The organism is Pseudomonas sp. GW822-FHT04H02 (assembly GCF_058800645.1).
The window spans coordinates 209,541-226,081 of sequence record NZ_JBXAMM010000009.1; the positions used below are offsets into that span (position 1 = coordinate 209,541).

Genomic DNA, 16,541 nt, shown 5'->3' on the forward strand with positions numbered 1-16,541 from the left:
ACATGAGCCAGACAGCTTTCGATATTCAGCGCGCCGCCGTGATCGGTGCCGGCACCATGGGCCGTGGCATTGTCATGTGCCTGGCCAATGCCGGCCTGCCGGTACTGTGGCTGGACAACAACCCGCAGATGCTCCAGCAGGCCCTGGCGGCGGTGGCGGACACCTATGCCCACAACGTGCGCCAGGGGCGCATCGATCAGGCCGAGGCCGATGCGCGGGTGGCGCGGATCAAGCCGGCGGCGGATTATCCACAGCTCGCCGACGTGGACCTGGTGATCGAGGCGGTCTACGAAAACCTCGAACTCAAGCAGCAGATCTTTCGACAGCTGGACGCGACCCTCAAGCCCGAGGCGATCCTTGCCAGCAACACCTCGGCCCTGGATATCGACGCGATTGCCGCAGTCACCCAGCGGGCGCAACAGGTACTGGGCCTGCACTTCTTCAGCCCGGCCCACATCATGAAACTGCTGGAGGTGGTGCGCGCGGCCAAGACCGCGCCTGCGGTGCTCGACGCTGCCCTGGCCCTGGGGCAGCGCATGGGCAAGGTCAGTGTCGTGGCGGGCAACTGCTTCGGCTTCATCGGCAATCGCATGCTCAACACCTACGTGCTCGAGGCGCGCAAGATGCTGCTGGAAGGGGCGTTTCCCTATCAGGTGGATGGCGCCTTGCAGGGGTTCGGTTTCGCCATGGGCCCGTTCCGCATGTATGACGTGGTGGGCATCGACCTGGGCTGGCGCGCCCGGCAACTGGACGGTGTGGGCCAGGATGCGCCCGAGGTGCAGATCGACAACCGGTTGTGCGAGTCGGGTCGTTTCGGCCAGAAGAGTGGCGACGGCTACTACCACTACGAACCCGGCAGCCGCCAGGCCGAGCATGACCTGCAGGTGGATGCGCTGGTGCTGCAGGTCAGCGAGGAGCTGGGTTACCGGCGCCGGGACATCGGCTCCGAGGAGATCCTCGAGCGCTGCCTGCTGGCGCTGGTCAACGAAGGTGCGAAGATTCTCCAGGAGGGCATCGCCCAGTCGGCCGCCGACATCGACCGGGTCTATCTCAATGGCTACGGTTTTCCCAAGGAGCAGGGTGGGCCGATGAGCTGGGCGGACGCCCAGGGGCTGGAGCAGGTCCGCCAGCGTTTGCAGCACCTGCAAGCCGAACACGGGGCGCATTGGCGCCCGGCGCAGTTGATCGAGGAACTGGCCGCGGCCGGAAAAGGGTTTGCCCAGGCTTAGCTGCCTGGGGTGAAATGCCGGGCGATCAACCGATCGCCCGGCCTTCAATCGATGGGAGAGAGCCCTGATGTCCGAGCCTATGCCGCAACGCGGCGACTATCGCCATTTCCAGCCGATCATCACCCGCTGGCATGACAACGATGTCTACGGCCACGTGAACAATGTCACCTACTACAGCTTCTTCGACACGGCGGTGAACACCTACCTGATCGAACGGGGCGGGCTGGATATCCATGACGGCGAGGTGGTGGGATTCGTGGTCAGCTCGGCTTGCGATTACTTTGCGTCCATCGCCTTTCCCGAACGCATCGAGATCGGTTTGCGGGTCGGCAAGCTGGGCAACAGTTCAGTGCAGTACGAACTGGCGGTGTTCAAGGCGGGAGAGGCGGATGCCTGTGCGGCGGGGCGTTTTGTCCATGTGTTCGTGGATCGGGCATCGAACCAGCCGGTGCCGATTCCGCCCGCATTGCGGGCGGCGCTGGAACAGCTGCTGGTGGCGTGAACGTCGATAATCGATCTGGAATCTGGAATCTGGAATCTGGAATCTGGAATCTGGAATCTGTAGCTGCTGCCGTAGGCTGCGATCGGCTCCGCAGGAGACGCTAACCTGTCTCCACGAGCCGCCTGACACACCGCAGCGCCTGCTCTGGCGAGTCCTGCGGCCTCGTTCGCAGCCTGCGGCAGCGGCTACAGGGGATCAGTCGCGGTAGTGGCGGTGCTTGCGATGCCCGTAGGCATGGCCACGGCCACGGTGGCCGTCGCGGTAGTAGCGGCGATCGTCGCGGCCGCGGTAGTCGCGATCTTCCCGGGCACTTTCATTGCCCATGTAGTTGCCCAGCGCGCCGCCGGCGCCACCGCCTGCCGCTGCGCCGATCAGGCTGCCGGTGCTACCGCCCATGCTGCGGCCCACCACGTTGCCGCCGGCTGCGCCCAGGGCGCCGCCAATGGCTGCCTGGCCACGGCTGCGTTTGTCCGCGCCCACTGCGCTACCGCCGGCGCCGCCCAGGGCCGCACCGATGGCGGAACCGGTATTGCCGCCGATCTGCTGACCGACCACCGAGCCTAGAACCCCGCCCAATGCGCCGCCCACACCTGCTTCAGTGGTGCCTCCGGCAGAGGCGACGCCGCTGACCAGGCCAAGGGACAACAAGAGAATCGAGGAGAACTTCATAGAGGAGCCTCAAAGGGATGACGGCGCGATCCTGAGGCTGTATCGAGGGGCTTACAAACGAAATCCGACGAATAGCACGAATTGTACACAATCTCGTAACTTATTGTTTTTAATGCGGAACTTAAGCGATTTTTGCGGGTCTTTAGCTACTTCGGAACGGCCGCTTTGATACAAAAGCGGCCTTTTTTGTGCCTGCGGTTCAAGGCTGCGCAGCGGCAGTCGCCGGCTCCTACGATTCACGCGCTAACCGTAGAAGCTGGCTTGCCAGCGAAGAGGTCCTCAAGCCAGGAATCAGGCCGAGCGAGCCATGATCAGGCCGCTGTCGCTGGCCGCTTCCAGGCGAATGGCGATGAACTTGGAAGTCGGGGTGTGGCTACCGTCGCCGGTGCTTTCCAGCGGTACCAGGGGGTTCACTTCCGGGTAGTAGGCCGCGGCCTGGCCGGCCGGAATGTCGAAGGCCAGCAGGGTGAAGCCCTTGACCCGGCGCTCGCGGCCGTCGTCCCAGAGCGAGACGAGATCGGCCTTTTGCCCCGGCTTGAAGCCCAGGCGGATGATGTCCGCCTCGTTGGCGAACAACACGTCGCGCTGGCCCTTGACCCCGCGGTAGCGGTCGTCCAGCCCATAGATGGTGGTGTTGTACTGGTCGTGGGAACGCATCGATTGCAGGATCAGGTCCGGCAGTTGGCCGGTGGCCCGGGTGCGCTCGTGGATCAGGTCCTTGGGCAACGAGTTGGCGCGGAAGTTGGCGCGCCCCGACGGGGTGTTCCACTGGCGGGCGCCGGCGCTGTTGCCCAGGTAGAAACCGCCAGGATGCTTGAGCCGTTCGTTGAAGTCCTTGAAGCCGGGAATGGTGTCGGCGATCAGGTCGCGGATGCGTCCGTAGTCGGCCGCCAGCCAGTTCCAGTCCACTGGCCGGCTGCCCAGGGTTGCAGCGGCGATACCGGCGAGGATCCACGGCTCGGAGCGCATCTGCGACGACAGCGGCTGCAACTGGCCGTTGGAGGCGTGGACCATGCTGAAGGAGTCTTCCACGGTCACCGCTTGCGGGCCGCCCGCCTGCTGGTCGATATCGGTACGCCCCAGGCACGGCAGGATCAGTGCGTCCTTGCCGTGGGCCAGGTGGCTGCGGTTGAGCTTGGTGCTGATCTGCACGGTGAGGTCGCAGTTGCTCAGGGCCTGGAAGGTGCGCGGGCTGTCCGGGGTAGCCTGGGCGAAGTTGCCCCCCAGGCCGATGAATACCTTGGAGCGGCCTTCGAGCATGGCGTGGATCGCCTCGACCACGTTGTGGCCGTTGTCCCGGGGGACCTTGAACTGGAAGCGCCGCTCCAGGGAGTCGAGGAAGGCCACTGGCGGGCGTTCGTTGATGCCCATGGTGCGGTCGCCCTGCACGTTGCTGTGGCCACGCACCGGGCACAGCCCGGCGCCGGGCTTGCCGATGTTGCCGCGCAGCAGCATCAGGTTGGCGATTTCCTGGATGGTCGGCACCGAGTGGCGGTGCTGGGTGATGCCCATGGCCCAGCACATGATGACGTTCTTGCCCTTGGCATACATGCGCGCCGCTTGCTCGATCTCCACCAGGGCCAGGCCGGACTGCTCGACGATCTGCTCCCACGGGGTGTCGTCGATGGTGCCCAGGTAGTCGAGCACGTTGGCGGTGTGGGCGTTGAGGAAGTCGTGGTCGAACACCGACGCCGCGCCGGCTTTCTGCGCATCGCGCTCCCACTGCAGGAGGAACTTGGCCATGCCCCGCAGCAGCGCCATGTCGCCGCCCAGGGCCGGGCGGAAGTAGGCGGTATTGGTCGGGCGGTTGCCGTTGGTGAGCATCTCGATCGGGCTTTGCGGGTGCTGGAAGCGTTCCAGGCCGCGCTCCTTGAGCGGGTTGATGCACACCACCTGGGCGCCGCGCTTCACTGCTTCACGCAGCGGTTCGAGCATGCGTGGGTGGTTGGTGCCGGGGTTCTGGCCCCAGACGAAGATGGCGTCCGCGTGTTCGAAGTCGTCGAAGGTCACCGTGCCTTTGCCGACCCCGACGCTCTGCGCCAGGGCCACGCCGCTGGCCTCGTGGCACATGTTCGAGCAGTCGGGGAAGTTGTTGGTGCCATAGGCGCGCACGAACAGCTGGTACAGGTAGGCCGCTTCGTTGCTGGCCCGGCCCGAGGTGTAGAACTCGGCCATGTCCGGGCTGGGCAGGTTGTGCAGGTGCCTGGCGATCAGGCTGAAGGCATTTTCCCAACTGATGGGCTGGTAGCGGTCGGTCTCGGCGTTGTAGCTCATCGGCTCGGTCAGCCGGCCCTGGTACTCCAGCCAGTAGTCGCTCTGCTCCAGCAGCGAAGTGACGCTGTGCTTGGCGAAGAACGCTGCGTCCACCCGGCGCTTGGTGGCTTCCCAGTTGACCGCCTTGGCGCCGTTCTCGCAGAACTTGACCATGCCGCTTTCCGGCGAGTCGCCCCAGGCGCAGCCCGGGCAGTCGAAGCCGCCGTTCTGGTTGGTCTTGAGCATCATGCGGATGTTCTTCAGCGCGTTGTCGCTGGTCAGCCAGGCCTGGGCCACGCTGATCAGGGCGCCCCAGCCGCCGGCGGGTCCCTTGTAGGGCTTGTAGCGGGCTACGGGTTTCTGATCGGCTTGGTTATGTGTACTCACGGGCGACTCTCCATCGCAGGCTGCTGACCCGCAGCGCACGCTCGGCGGCAGGTGGACAAGGTTGAGACGCTGCTCGCGCGGCCAGCGTCTGGCCGGGCAAATGCCTTCGCGTACTAGCGTTCGAGGGATGCTGTGGGGCTGGCTGGCAGCGAGTGCGGGTGCCCGTTTCGCCGGGGCTGGCGCCGCGCCGGGGTGACCAGCGGCGTAACGGCTCCCAAGACTAAGCGCGGCAATCTGTCGCGTCTAATTGCTAGTACTGATCTATTGATAGATGGCGTCGATCAAGAATCGCCGAAGGATTGCTGGTAGAGGGCGAAGCAGGCTTGCGCCAGGGCCGAGCGCGGCGCGCTGCGGCGCATGATCAGGCCCAGGCGGGCCAGGGTCTGGGCATCGGCGATGGGTTGCAGGCGCAGGTGCTCGGTGAGGGTTTCCAGGCCGCTGTCCAGAGGCATTACGGCGCAGCACAGGCCGCCATGGACCATCTGCACCAACTGATGGACGGCGTCGGTCTGCAGCACCGGCTGCGGTTGCAGGCCGCGGATGTGGAAGTTGTGGTCGATGGATTGGCGAAAGTGCATGCCGCTGGTGAGCAGGCCCAGGGGCAGTTCGATCAGCGCCTCCCAGCTCAGGGGCTGCTCGCCGAAGCTGAAGTGCCGGTGGTCGTAGAGCAGGCCCATGTGGGTCGGTTCCAGGGGCAGGGAGTCGAAATTCTCGCTGTCCAGGCGCTCCAGGTAGGAAACCCCGAGGTCCAGGCGATTGCTGGCCAACTGTTCGAGGATCTGTTCCGAGCTCAGGGACGAGAGTTCGAAGCGCAGGTTCGGGTGCTCGGCATGCAGGCGCTGCAGCAGTGGCTGGGGATTGAAACTCGACAGCGGCACCACCCCTACGCGCAGGGTGCCCACCAGGTTGCCGCGGCAGGCGGCGGCCTCGGCCAATAGCCCGTCATGGGCGGTGAGCACGGTGCGGGCCCACGCCAGCACCCGCTCGCCGGGTGCGGTGAAGCCTTCGAAACGCTGGCCGCGCTTGACCAGCGGCAAGTCGAGCTCTTCTTCCAGGCTGCGCAGGCGCATGGAGAGGGTCGGCTGGGTGATGTGGCAGCGCGCGGCGGCTTGGCCGAAATGCCGGGTTTCGTCGAGGGCGATGAGGAATTTCAGCTGCTTGAGGTCCATCTTCGCTCCGGAGCGGCAAAAGGCCGGGATTCTACCGCGGGCCTGTGACCTTGGGTCACTGGTCGCCCGGGAACCTCATCCGGCCAGGCTGGTCTAGTCTTTCGCGTCTGGATCTATCAACCAAGGAGTGTGCGACATGAGCATTTTCAGCTTTGTGAAGGAAGCCGGTGAGAAACTGATCGACCTGTTGACCCCGGGTAACGCCAATGCCAGTGAGCAACTCAAGGAGCACATCGAAAAGGTTGGCCTGGGCAATCCCAATGTTCATGCCACGGTGGAAGGTGACAAGGTGATTGTCAGCGGTGAAGTGGCGAGCCAGGAAGAGAAGGAGAAGATCCTGCTGGCCCTGGGCAACATTTCCGGCGTCGGCAGTGTCGAGGACCAGATCACCGTGACCGGTCCGGCGGTGGTTTCTGCGGTATTCGTCACCGTGAAGAAAGGCGACACCCTGAGCGCCATCGCCAAGGTGCAGTACGGCGATGCCAACAAGTACAACAAGATCTTCGAGGCCAACAAGCCGCTGCTGTCCCACCCGGACAAGATCTACCCGGGCCAGGTGCTGCGTATTCCCGAATGATCGGTTCTCTTCGCCGGCAAGTCCGCTCCCACGGGGTTCTGTAGGAGCGAGCTTGCCCGCGAAGGGCTTCACAAGCCTTCGATCAGCGCCCGGTAATCCCCCACCGCCGCGAACTCCGCGGTGTCTTTCGGCCCTCTGCGGCTGTCCGGCTGGCTCACCGCCAGCAACTGCGCCACACCAAAGTCCCGCGCACTGCGCAGGATGGGCAGGGTGTCGTCGATGAACAGGCTGCGGGCCGGGTCGAAGCGGATATCGGCCTGCAAGGCGTCCCAGAACTGTGGGCTTTCCTTGGGGAAACCGTAGTCGTGGGAACTGATCAGGCGTTCGAAGTATGGCGCCAGTTCGATCCGTTCCAGCTTCAATGACAGGGAGTCGCGATGGGCGTTGGTGATCAGGATCACCCGCTTTCCGGCTTGCTTGATGGCTGCAAGAAAGGTGTCTGCGTCCGGACGCAGGGCGATCAGGTGCGCGGTTTCCAGCTTCAACTCGCGCACCGGCAGTTGCAGTTCGGCGCTCCAGAAGTCCAGGCAATACCACTGCAACTGGCCGGCGTTGCGTTCGAACAGGGGCTCCAGCTCCAGCTCGGCCATGGCCCGGCTGACCCCGTGCAGCTCGGCGTAGCGCTGGGGCAGGTGTTCCATCCAGAAATGGTTGTCGTAGTGCAGGTCCAGCAAGGTGCCGTCCATGTCCAGCAGGACGGTATCGATCTGGTGCCAGGGCAGTAGGGCCATCGAACACTTCTCCAGTGGTAAGAAAACAGCCGACCGGCGGGGTCGACAAGGCCAGTGGGGCAGGGAGGCCCGGTCACTAGAACGGATAGAAAGGAGCCGCCTCGAAGAGGACGGTCACACGCAGTAAACAATAGGTTCCGCCGTGGTGCCGTGCACCGGCAATCTGCAACCCAGTCACTTTAAAACAGGCTGTATAGTAACCCGCTATCGCCAAGGAGCCCGCTATGCGCCAGAAACCCACCGTACTCGCCCGCGAGATCGTCGCCACCAGTCGTCTGTTCTGTGTCGAAGAGGTGCAGTTGCGGTTTTCCAATGGCGTCGAACGTACCTATGAGCGCCTGGTGGGCAAGGGCGCAGGCTATGGCGCGGTGATGATCGTGGCAATGCTCGACGCCGAGCATGCAGTGTTGGTGGAGGAATACTGCGGCGGCACCGACGCCTACGAGCTGTCGTTGCCCAAGGGCCTGATCGAGCCGGGGGAGGATGTGCTGGCAGCGGCCGAGCGCGAGCTCAAGGAAGAGGCCGGGTTTGGCGCGCGGCAACTGGAGCACCTGACCGAGCTGTCGCTGTCCCCGGGCTACATGAGCCAGAAGATCCAGGTAGTGCTGGCCACCGATCTGTATGAAGAGCGCCTGGAAGGCGACGAGCCGGAGCCGATGCGGGTCGACAAGGTCAACCTGCGCGAACTGGCGAGCCTGGCGCAGAACCCTCAGTTCAGCGAAGGCCGGGCCCTGGCTGCGCTGTACCTGACCCGCGACCTGCTGAGCCAGCGCGGGGTCTTTCAAGCATGAGCGAGACGTCAATGAATTTTCCCCACCCCTTGCTGGCGCCGGTTGCCGAGCTGGCCCTGCGTGCCGGTGAAGCGATCCTGCCGTTCTGGCGCGCCGATGTGGCGGTCAATCACAAGGCCGACGAGTCGCCGGTGACCGCCGCCGACCTGGCCGCCCATCACCTGATCGTGGCCGGCCTCACGGCCCTGGACCCGAGCATCCCGGTGCTGTCCGAAGAGGATGCGGACATTCCCCAGGCCACCCGCGCCAGCTGGCAGCGCTGGTGGCTGGTGGACCCGCTGGACGGCACCAAGGAATTCATTTCCGGCAGTGAAGAATTCACCGTCAATATCGCCCTGATCGAGCAGGGGCGGGTGGTGTTCGGCGTGGTGTCGATGCCCACCAGTGGCCGCTGCTACCTGGGCGGCGCAGGCCTTGGGGCCTGGCGCGTGGATCGCGGGCAGGCACCGCAGGCGATCCAGGTGCGTGAGCAACCGGGGGCCGGCGAGGCGTTTACCGTGGTGGCCAGCCGCCGGCATTCGAGCCCGGAGCAGGAACGTCTGCTCAGTGGTTTGAGCGCCGCCCTGGGTGAATTGCAACTGGCCAATATCGGCAGTTCGCTGAAGTTCTGCCTGCTGGCCGAAGGCGCGGCGGACTGCTATCCGCGCCTGGCGCCCACCTCGCAGTGGGACACCGCGGCGGCCCAGGGCGTGCTCGAAGGCGCGGGCGGCGAGGTGCTGGATCTCAGCGGTGCGCCGTTCTGCTATCCACCTCGGGAGTCGTTGCTCAACGGCTTCTTCCTGGCCCTGCCGGCCAAGGCGCCCTGGCGCGCCAAGTTGCTGGAACTGGCCCGCTCCTGATCACCTCGCGGCGACTTGCCTCTGCCACCCTTGTGCAGGAGCCGGCTTGCCGGCGACGGGGCCCTTGGGCCCTGTGCAAGCATTTCCGGCCTCTTCGCTGGCAAGCCAGCTCCTACAGATTTGAGCCGGGTCGCAAACGGGTTAGCGGTGCAGGACGTACTGGCCGGTAAAACGCACGGCGTCTTCTGCGCTGCCGGCATTGACGACCCGGGTGTGCAAGGTCAGCCGGGCACGGCCGTAGCGCTGATACATGGCGAGGAATTTGTTCCAGACCTTGTCATCCGGTGCGGCGCAGATCGCCACGGCGTCGCCGGTCACCGGCAGCGGGTAACTGATCTGGCCTTCCTGGATGACGATATGCCCGTCATCGATGCCCTGTTCCTTGAGCCGCAGGTGCAGCCAGCCCCAGCCGGCGAGCACCGCACCGCAGTACAGGCTGCCGCCGAACATGGTGCTCTTGTGGTTGACGTTGGCCTCCAGGGGCAAGTGCAGGCGCAACTCTTGCCCCTGCCAGTCGAGCACCTGCAGACCCATGTCCCGTGTCAGGGGAATGTCGTGGTGGAGGATGGATTCCAGGTATCGACTGTCGCGATTCATGCCGGGGCCTCAGGGGTCAAGGGAATAACGGAACGCTTCATTCTGATTCGTCTCCGGGCTGGTTGGCGCCGCCGTCGGCGAAGTTCAAACCGTGCTTGCGCAGCTTGTCGTGCAGGGTCTTGCGCGGAATCCCCAGGGCTTCGGCGAGGCTGCGCATGGAGCTGTGGGGCTGGGCCATTTCAGCGGCGATCAGGGTCTTTTCGAAGTGCTCCACCTGCTCGCTCAAGCCTCCTTCGATCAGGCTCGGGGCCGCAGCCGCAAGAGTACCCGGCTCGTTGTTGTCCAGGGCCAGTTCCAGGCCCAGGGCGAAGCGTTCGGCGGCGTTCTGCAGCTCGCGCACGTTGCCCGGCCAGCTGTGGCGCAGCAGCAAGGCACGGTGTCCGGGTTGCAGTTCCTGGGGTGGCAGGCCGTGGCGGGTGCTGGCTTCGTCGGCGAAGTGCTGGAACAGCATCAGCACGTCTTCGCCACGCTCGCGTAGCGGCGGAATGCGCAGCGGCGCGACGTTCAGGCGGTAGTAGAGGTCGGCGCGAAAGCGTCCCTGGTCCGCGGCCTGGCGCAGATCTTCCTTGGTCGCGGCGATGATGCGGATATCCAGCGGGATCAATTGATTGCCCCCCAGGCGTTCCACCACCCGCTCCTGCAGCAGGCGCAGCAGCTTGACCTGGACATCCAGGCTCATGCTTTCGATCTCATCGAGGAACAGGGTGCCGCCGTTGGCAAATTCGAACTTGCCGATGCGGCGTTTCTGCGCGCCGGTGAAGGCCCCCGGCTCGTGGCCGAACAGCTCGCTTTCCACCACCGATTCCGCCAGGGCCCCGGCGTTGATCGCCACGAACGGCCCGTTGCGCCGCCCGGAGAGATCGTGCAGGGCACGGGCCACCACTTCCTTGCCGGCGCCGGTCTCGCCGAGGATCAGCACATCGGCCCGGGTCGCCGCCAGGGCGCCGATCTGCTGGCGCAGGCGCAGCATCGGCGCTGACTGGCCTACCAGCCGTGCACTGAGTTCCTGACGGTCGCTGAGGGCCAGGCGCAGGCTGCGGTTGTCCAGCACCAGGCGCCGCCAGTCCAGGGCGCGGCGCACGCTGTCCAGCAGGGCATCGCTGGCGAAGGGCTTTTCCAGAAAGTCATAGGCGCCGGCACGCATGGCCTGCACGGCCAGGGGCACGTCGCCGTGGCCGGTGATCAGCAGCACCGGCAGTTCCGGGTCCTGGGTATGCAGCTGGTTGAGCAGCTCCAGGCCGTCCATGCCGGGCATGCGGATGTCGCTGACCACCACCCCCGGCCAATCCCGCTCCAGGCGCGGCGCCAGGCCCTGGGCTTCGGCGAGGGACAGCACCTTGAGCCCCGCCAGGTCCAGGGTCTGGCTCAGGGCCTGGCGCAGGTGGGGATCGTCGTCGATCAGCACCACTTGCAACTGAGGATCGAGGCTCTCGGGATGGCTCATCGCTCACTTTCCAGATCGTGTCGGGGCCGGGAGCGCCGGGCCGGACAGGGTTGATATCGGGTTGCCGCTCTGCTTCATACCCCGCGGTCCTCGGAGGGCTGCAGGCTGACTCCGGGGGCCCCGGCCCGCAGGCGCAGGGTGATCAGGGCCCCGCCTTCGCGGTGGTTGGCGAATGACAGTTCACCGCCGAAGGCACGCATCAGGGTGTCGCAGATGGCCAGCCCCAGGCCCAGGCCCTGAGTACGGGTCTTGGTGGTGTAGAACGGCTCTCCGGCGCGACCCAGCGCTTCCATGCAGAAGCCCGGACCGTTGTCGCGAATGTACAGGTTGACGCCGGTGGCGGTGGATTCGGCACTCAGCCAGAGTTTGCGCGGTGGGCCTTTTTCGGTCAGGGCATCCAGGGCATTGGCCAGCAGGTTGCCCAGTACCTGGCGCAGGCGGGTTTCCCCGGCTTCGACCCACAGGGTGGCAGCCGGCAGGTCGCGGATCAGTTCCACTTCCATGGCCCGGCGGCGCTTGGCCAGTAGCGCCAGGGCGTCGTCCAGGGCCGGTTGCAGGGCCACGCTTTCCGGGGCGTGGTGATCGCGCCGGGCGAAGGCCCGCAGGTGGGCGATGATCGAGGCCATGCGCCCGGTCAGTTCGCTGATCAGTTTGAGGTTGCCTCGGGCGTCGTCGGTGCGCTGGTGGTCCAGCAGCACTTCGGCGTTCTCGGCATAGCTGCGGATCGCCGCCAGGGGCTGGTTGAGCTCGTGGCTGATGCTGGCCGACATGGTGCCCAGAGCCGAGAGCTTGCCGGCCTGGACCAGGTTGTCCTGGGCCCGCACCAGTTCCTGCTGGGCGGTTTCGCGCTCCAGCACTTCCTGCTTCAGGCGCCGGTTGAGGCTTTCCAGGTCGCTGGTGCGCTCGGCCACACGCATCTCCAGCTCGCGCCGCGCCTTGGCTTCGAAGGCGATCCGCTCCAGGTAGTGGCGGCGGCGCTGCATCATCAGGCCGAGCAACAGCATTAGTACCAGCAGCGCGGCGGCGCCCACGGCCACTACCGTGCGCACCGGCCGGTCGATCAGAGTGCGCGGTGCGAGGATGCTCACGGCCCAGCGGGTTTCGTCGATCTGCTGGGTCTGGGTCAGCCAGGCATTGGGGTTGAGGTTCAGCGGCCTTGGGTCGCGAGTCGGATAGGGCTGGATGGCGACGATCGCCTGGCGTTCCTCGTCGCTCAGCGGCCGGGTCGCGCGAAAGCGCCATTCCGGGCGCGAGGTGAGGATCACCACGCCATTGTGGTCGGTCATCAGCAACTGTTCCGGGGTCTTGCCCCACAGGCTTTCGGTGTGGTCCAGGTCGACCTTGACCACCAGCACGCCAAGGATCCGCTCGCCATCGCGCACCGCGGCAGCAAAGAAGTAGCCGCGCTTGGCCGAGGTGGTGCCCAGGCCGAAGAAGCGCCCCAGGCGCCCGGCCATGGCCTCGCTGAAATAGGGGCGGAAGGCGAAATTGCGACCGACGAAGCTGTCGTGCTTGTCCCAGTTGGAGGCCGCCAGGGTCTTGCCGCTGGTGTCCATCAGGTACATCACCTCGGCGCCGGTCTGGGCACTGATGTTCTTCAGCAGGCGGTTGGCGTTGCCCTGGGTCACGCCATCGTCCGGGGCGCCGAGTACCGCACGCAGTGCCGGCAGGTCGCCGAGGATCTGCGGCAGCACTTCGTAGCGGTGCAGGGTGCCCAGCAGGTTGGCCACGTACAGGTCGAGGGTCTGGCGGTTCTGGCTGGTCAGCTCGTTGCGGTAGTAGCGCTCCGCCAGATGCTCCAGCGGCCACAGCAACGGCGCCAGGCACAGTGCCAGCAAGGCCAGGCTGCGCCAGCGAGGGCGACGGGGAAGGGGTGGGGTCATGGAAAAGGCGCCTGTGGATACAGGCGCATTATGCCTAGCCCTGCTCGGCAAGACACTCGCGCAATGCGGTGTGCCAGTCCGGCTGGACCACGCCCCACTCCCGTGCCAGGCGGCTGCAGTCCAGGCGCGAGTTCAACGGCCGCGGCGCCGGTGTCGGGTAAGCGCTGGAAGGGATGGCTTCAAGGACGGCGCAGGGTTTGTCCATGGCCAGCAACTGCTCACCGATGGCCTGGGCAAAGCCGAACCAGGAAGTCTCGCCGTGGGCGGTGAGGTGGTAGGTGCCCCAGGCGCCGGGCTGCCCGGCTCGCCAACGCTCGATCAGCGCCCGGGTGCTGGTGGCGATGGTGCCGGCCCAGGTGGGCGCGCCGATCTGGTCGGCCACTACCCGCAGCTCGGGTTTTTCCTGCAGCAGGCGCTGCATGGTCAGCAGGAAGTTCTTGCCATGGCTGGAATAGACCCAGCTGGTGCGCAGGATCAAATGCTGGCCCTGGACCAGCCGGATCGCCCGTTCGCCAGCCAGCTTGCTCTCGCCGTAGACACTCAGCGGGTTGGGCTCGTCGTCCTCCACATAGGGCGTTTCCTTGCTGCCATCGAACACGTAGTCGGTGGAGTAGTGAATCAGCGGCACACCCAGCTCGAAGGCTTCCTGGGCGAAGATCCCGGGGGCCGTGGCGTTGATCGCAAAAGCCAGGTCCGGCTCGCTCTGGGCCTGGTCGACGGCGGTGTGGGCGGCGGCATTGATGATCAGGTCCGGGCGAATGGCGCGCACTTGCTGGCGGATCTGTTCCGGGTGGCTCAGGTCCAGTTGCTCACGACCCAGGACCACCAGCTCGCCCAGGTCGCCGAGGCGCTGCTGCAGCTCCCGGGAGACCTGGCCGTGCTGGCCGCTGATAAGGATTTTCAGAGGAGCGTTCATGGGAACAGATCGGCCTCGGTCAGAAGGGCGCCGGCCTGATCCTTGGCGGACAGTTGCGGGGGCTCGTCGAGCTCCCAGTCGATGGCCAGGGTCGGGTCGTCCCAGCGGATGCAGCGCTCGGCGGACGGGGTGTAGTAGTCCGTGGTCTTGTAGAGGAACTCGGCGAAATCACTGAGCACCACGAAACCATGGGCAAACCCTTCGGGCACCCAGAGCTGGCGATGATTCTGTGCGCAAAGGCGTACCGCTACCCATTGGCCGAAGTGGGGGGAGCTGCGGCGGATATCCACCGCAATGTCGAGCACCTCGCCCTGGGTCACTCGCACCAGCTTCCCCTGGGTGTTCTGCAACTGATAGTGCAGGCCACGCAGCACGCCTTTCTGCGAACGGGAATGGTTGTCCTGGACGAATTGCGCGTCGATGCCGGTGGCCTCGGCAAAGGCCTTGGCATTGAAGCTTTCGTAGAAGAAGCCACGCTCGTCGCCAAAGACCTTGGGCTCGATGATCAGTACGCCGGGCAGGTCGGTGGGGATGACCTTCATTGCGCTTCCCCCGCCAGAGTGAACAGGTACTGGCCATAGCCGGTCTTGCCGAAATAAGCGGCGCGCTCCAGCAGGTGCTCGCGGCTGATCCAGCGGTTCTCATAGGCGATCTCTTCCAGGCAGGCGACTTTGAGGCCCTGGCGATGCTCGATGGTCTGCACGTACTGCGAGGCCTCCAGCAGGCTGTCGTGGGTGCCGGTGTCGAGCCAGGCAAAGCCCCGGCCAAAACGCTCCACGTGCAGGTCGCCACGCTTGAGGTAGGCGTTGTTGACGTCGGTGATCTCCAGTTCGCCCCGGGGCGAAGGCTTGACCGCTTTGGCGATCTGCACCACGTCGTTGTCGTAGAAGTACAGGCCGGTGACCGCGTAGCTGGACTTCGGCTTCTTGGGCTTTTCTTCGATGGACAGGGCACGGCCCTCGCTGTCGAAGTCGATGACCCCGAAACGCTCCGGGTCCTTGACCCAGTAGCCGAACACCGTGGCGCCGCTGGTGCGCTTGGCGGCGTCGCGCAGCTGTTCGCCGAAGTACTGGCCGTGGAAGATGTTGTCGCCCAGGATCAGGCACACCGGGTCATTGCCGATGAACTCCTCGCCAATCAGGAAGGCCTGGGCCAGGCCATCCGGCGAAGGCTGCTCGGCATAGCAAAAACGCACGCCGAACTGGCTGCCGTCACCCAGCAGGTTGCGGTATTGCGGCAGGTCCTGGGGGGTGGAGATGATCAGGATGTCCTGGATGCCGGCCAGCATCAGTACCGAGATCGGGTAGTAGATCATCGGCTTGTCGTAGATTGGCAGCAGCTGCTTGGACACACCGAGGGTGATGGGGTGCAGACGGGTGCCGGAGCCGCCCGCCAGAACAATGCCTTTGATCATGCAATCAGATCCTTGATGTCGGTGGAACCCAGGCGTTCGCCCTGGTAGCTGCCGTCTTGTACCCGGCGGCACCACTCGAGGTTTTCCAGGTACCACTGCACGGTCTTGCGCAGGCCACTGGTGAAGGTTTCTTCCGGAACCCAGCCCAGCTCGCGCTCGATCTTGCCGGCGTCGATGGCGTAGCGCAGGTCGTGGCCGGGGCGGTCCTGGACGAAGGTGATGAGGTCGGCGTAGTGAGCCACACCCTGGGGTTTCTGCGGGGCCAGCTCTTCCAGCAGGCTGCAGATGCCGCGTACCACGTCGATGTTTTTCTGTTCGTTGTGGCCGCCGATGTTGTAGGTCTCGCCGACCGCGCCTTCGGTCATCACCTTGAACAGGGCCCGGGCGTGATCCTCGACATACAGCCAGTCGCGCACCTGCAGGCCGTTGCCGTACACCGGCAGCGGCTTGCCTGCCAGGGCGTTGAGGATCACCAGCGGAATCAGCTTTTCGGGGAAGTGGAACGGGCCGTAGTTGTTGGAGCAGTTGGTGATCAGCACCGGCAGCCCATAGGTACGCTGCCAGGCGCGGACCAGGTGGTCGGATGCGGCCTTGCTGGCGGAGTAGGGCGAGCTGGGGGCGTAGGGCGTGGTTTCGGTGAACAGGTCATCGACGCCATGCAGGTCGCCATAGACTTCATCGGTGGAAATATGGTGGAAACGGAAAGCGGCTTTTTCCGCCTCGGGCAATGTGTGCCAGTAGGCGCGGGTCGCTTCCAGCAGGCTGTAGGTGCCGACGATATTGGTCTGGATGAAGTCGGACGGCCCGTCGATGGAGCGGTCGACATGGGACTCGGCAGCCAGGTGCATGATCGCGTGGGGCTGGAAGCGCGCCAGCACGGCGCTGACGGTGGCCTGGTCGACGATATCGGCCTTGACGAACTCATAGCGGCTGTTGCTGGCGATGCTGTGCAGCGATTCCAGGTTGCCTGCGTAGGTCAGTTTGTCCAGGTTCAGCACTTCGTGTTCCGTGTGCTGAAGCAGATGGCGGACCAGGGCCGAGCCGATAAAACCGGCTCCGCCGGTAACGAGAATGCGCATGTTGGGGGGCCTGTATCCTTAGAAAACGATCAATAACCTGAGCGAATGCAGCATAGCTTGT

16 protein-coding genes are annotated in these 16,541 nt (G+C 65.1%); 5 read left to right on the forward strand and 11 right to left on the reverse strand.

Annotated elements, in window-relative coordinates; genetic code table 11:
* Positions 1-2 precede the first annotated feature (2 nt).
* Together AC1RMG_RS30530 and AC1RMG_RS30535 are read left to right on the forward strand one after the other, a co-directional pair.
* Positions 3-1,229: a 3-hydroxyacyl-CoA dehydrogenase gene (locus AC1RMG_RS30530; RefSeq protein ID WP_493170929.1), complete on the forward strand. Its 1,227-nt coding sequence runs from the start codon at positions 3-5 to the stop codon at positions 1,227-1,229.
* Between the two features lie 67 nt (positions 1,230-1,296).
* Positions 1,297-1,731, forward strand: a complete 435-nt coding sequence (locus AC1RMG_RS30535; RefSeq protein ID WP_011058669.1) for an acyl-CoA thioesterase — start codon at positions 1,297-1,299, stop codon at positions 1,729-1,731.
* Between the two features lie 195 nt (positions 1,732-1,926).
* Here AC1RMG_RS30535 and AC1RMG_RS30540 read toward each other — a convergent pair whose 3' ends face one another.
* From AC1RMG_RS30540 to AC1RMG_RS30550, 3 genes are all read right to left on the reverse strand, one after another.
* Positions 1,927-2,400 (reverse strand): glycine zipper domain-containing protein, encoded by a 474-nt coding sequence (locus tag AC1RMG_RS30540; protein WP_493170931.1) that lies wholly within the window; start codon positions 2,398-2,400, stop codon positions 1,927-1,929.
* Between the two features lie 291 nt (positions 2,401-2,691).
* Positions 2,692-5,040, reverse strand: a complete 2,349-nt coding sequence (locus AC1RMG_RS30545) for an FdhF/YdeP family oxidoreductase (RefSeq protein WP_125062541.1) — start codon at positions 5,038-5,040, stop codon at positions 2,692-2,694.
* A gap of 281 nt (positions 5,041-5,321) precedes the next feature.
* The gene (locus AC1RMG_RS30550; protein WP_011058672.1) at positions 5,322-6,209 is read right to left on the reverse strand and encodes a LysR family transcriptional regulator; all 888 of its coding nucleotides are present in this window, start codon (positions 6,207-6,209) and stop codon (positions 5,322-5,324) included.
* Between the two features lie 136 nt (positions 6,210-6,345).
* Between AC1RMG_RS30550 and lysM the strand changes: the two genes are divergently transcribed.
* Positions 6,346-6,786: a peptidoglycan-binding protein LysM gene (gene lysM / locus AC1RMG_RS30555; RefSeq protein ID WP_011058673.1), complete on the forward strand. Its 441-nt coding sequence runs from the start codon at positions 6,346-6,348 to the stop codon at positions 6,784-6,786.
* A gap of 68 nt (positions 6,787-6,854) precedes the next feature.
* Here the strand turns inward: lysM and yrfG are convergent, their stop codons facing one another.
* Positions 6,855-7,517, reverse strand: a complete 663-nt coding sequence (yrfG, locus tag AC1RMG_RS30560; RefSeq protein WP_011058674.1) for a GMP/IMP nucleotidase — start codon at positions 7,515-7,517, stop codon at positions 6,855-6,857.
* Between the two features lie 224 nt (positions 7,518-7,741).
* Between yrfG and nudE the strand changes: the two genes are divergently transcribed.
* Together nudE and cysQ are read left to right on the forward strand one after the other, a co-directional pair.
* On the forward strand, positions 7,742-8,308 hold the full coding sequence (gene nudE / locus AC1RMG_RS30565) for an ADP compounds hydrolase NudE (RefSeq protein ID WP_011058675.1): 567 nt from the start codon (positions 7,742-7,744) through the stop codon (positions 8,306-8,308).
* An 11-nt stretch (positions 8,309-8,319) separates the two neighbouring features.
* The gene (gene cysQ, locus AC1RMG_RS30570; protein ID WP_011058676.1) at positions 8,320-9,147 is read left to right on the forward strand and encodes a 3'(2'),5'-bisphosphate nucleotidase CysQ; all 828 of its coding nucleotides are present in this window, start codon (positions 8,320-8,322) and stop codon (positions 9,145-9,147) included.
* A 141-nt stretch (positions 9,148-9,288) separates the two neighbouring features.
* On the opposite strand, the gene AC1RMG_RS30575 is transcribed toward cysQ, so the two are convergent.
* From AC1RMG_RS30575 to rfbB, 7 genes are all read right to left on the reverse strand, one after another.
* Positions 9,289-9,744, reverse strand: a complete 456-nt coding sequence (locus AC1RMG_RS30575; protein WP_011058677.1) for a YiiD C-terminal domain-containing protein — start codon at positions 9,742-9,744, stop codon at positions 9,289-9,291.
* Between the two features lie 37 nt (positions 9,745-9,781).
* On the reverse strand, positions 9,782-11,188 hold the full coding sequence (locus AC1RMG_RS30580; protein ID WP_493170933.1) for a sigma-54-dependent transcriptional regulator: 1,407 nt from the start codon (positions 11,186-11,188) through the stop codon (positions 9,782-9,784).
* Positions 11,189-11,262: 74 nt separating this feature from the next.
* Positions 11,263-13,071, reverse strand: a complete 1,809-nt coding sequence (locus AC1RMG_RS30585) for a sensor histidine kinase (RefSeq protein ID WP_011058679.1) — start codon at positions 13,069-13,071, stop codon at positions 11,263-11,265.
* Between the two features lie 34 nt (positions 13,072-13,105).
* The gene (gene rfbD, locus AC1RMG_RS30590) at positions 13,106-13,987 is read right to left on the reverse strand and encodes a dTDP-4-dehydrorhamnose reductase (RefSeq protein ID WP_072443789.1); all 882 of its coding nucleotides are present in this window, start codon (positions 13,985-13,987) and stop codon (positions 13,106-13,108) included.
* Entirely contained in the window at positions 13,984-14,529 is a 546-nt protein-coding gene (rfbC, locus tag AC1RMG_RS30595; protein WP_072443790.1) for a dTDP-4-dehydrorhamnose 3,5-epimerase, read from the reverse strand. Before rfbC ends, rfbD begins: the two co-directional genes overlap by 4 nt.
* Positions 14,526-15,401, reverse strand: coding sequence for a glucose-1-phosphate thymidylyltransferase RfbA (gene rfbA / locus AC1RMG_RS30600; protein ID WP_072452131.1), 876 nt, complete (start codon positions 15,399-15,401; stop codon positions 14,526-14,528). The genes rfbC and rfbA overlap by 4 nt, the downstream gene beginning before the upstream one ends.
* Entirely contained in the window at positions 15,398-16,480 is a 1,083-nt protein-coding gene (gene rfbB, locus AC1RMG_RS30605; protein ID WP_072452130.1) for a dTDP-glucose 4,6-dehydratase, read from the reverse strand. Before rfbB ends, rfbA begins: the two co-directional genes overlap by 4 nt.
* Between the last annotated feature and the right edge of the window lie 61 nt (positions 16,481-16,541).

Coding starts and splice junctions, on each gene's coding strand:
- AC1RMG_RS30530 (WP_493170929.1), top strand. CDS start 3: ATGAGCCAGACAGCTTTCGATATTCAGCGCGCCGCCGTGATCGGTGCC.
- AC1RMG_RS30535 (WP_011058669.1), top strand. CDS start 1,297: ATGTCCGAGCCTATGCCGCAACGCGGCGACTATCGCCATTTCCAGCCG.
- AC1RMG_RS30540 (WP_493170931.1), bottom strand. CDS start 2,400: ATGAAGTTCTCCTCGATTCTCTTGTTGTCCCTTGGCCTGGTCAGCGGC.
- AC1RMG_RS30550 (WP_011058672.1), bottom strand. CDS start 6,209: ATGGACCTCAAGCAGCTGAAATTCCTCATCGCCCTCGACGAAACCCGG.
- lysM (WP_011058673.1), top strand. CDS start 6,346: ATGAGCATTTTCAGCTTTGTGAAGGAAGCCGGTGAGAAACTGATCGAC.
- yrfG (WP_011058674.1), bottom strand. CDS start 7,517: ATGGCCCTACTGCCCTGGCACCAGATCGATACCGTCCTGCTGGACATG.
- nudE (WP_011058675.1), top strand. CDS start 7,742: ATGCGCCAGAAACCCACCGTACTCGCCCGCGAGATCGTCGCCACCAGT.
- cysQ (WP_011058676.1), top strand. CDS start 8,320: ATGAATTTTCCCCACCCCTTGCTGGCGCCGGTTGCCGAGCTGGCCCTG.
- AC1RMG_RS30575 (WP_011058677.1), bottom strand. CDS start 9,744: ATGAATCGCGACAGTCGATACCTGGAATCCATCCTCCACCACGACATT.
- AC1RMG_RS30580 (WP_493170933.1), bottom strand. CDS start 11,188: ATGAGCCATCCCGAGAGCCTCGATCCTCAGTTGCAAGTGGTGCTGATC.
- AC1RMG_RS30585 (WP_011058679.1), bottom strand. CDS start 13,071: ATGACCCCACCCCTTCCCCGTCGCCCTCGCTGGCGCAGCCTGGCCTTG.
- rfbD (WP_072443789.1), bottom strand. CDS start 13,987: ATGAACGCTCCTCTGAAAATCCTTATCAGCGGCCAGCACGGCCAGGTC.
- rfbC (WP_072443790.1), bottom strand. CDS start 14,529: ATGAAGGTCATCCCCACCGACCTGCCCGGCGTACTGATCATCGAGCCC.
- rfbA (WP_072452131.1), bottom strand. CDS start 15,401: ATGATCAAAGGCATTGTTCTGGCGGGCGGCTCCGGCACCCGTCTGCAC.
- rfbB (WP_072452130.1), bottom strand. CDS start 16,480: ATGCGCATTCTCGTTACCGGCGGAGCCGGTTTTATCGGCTCGGCCCTG.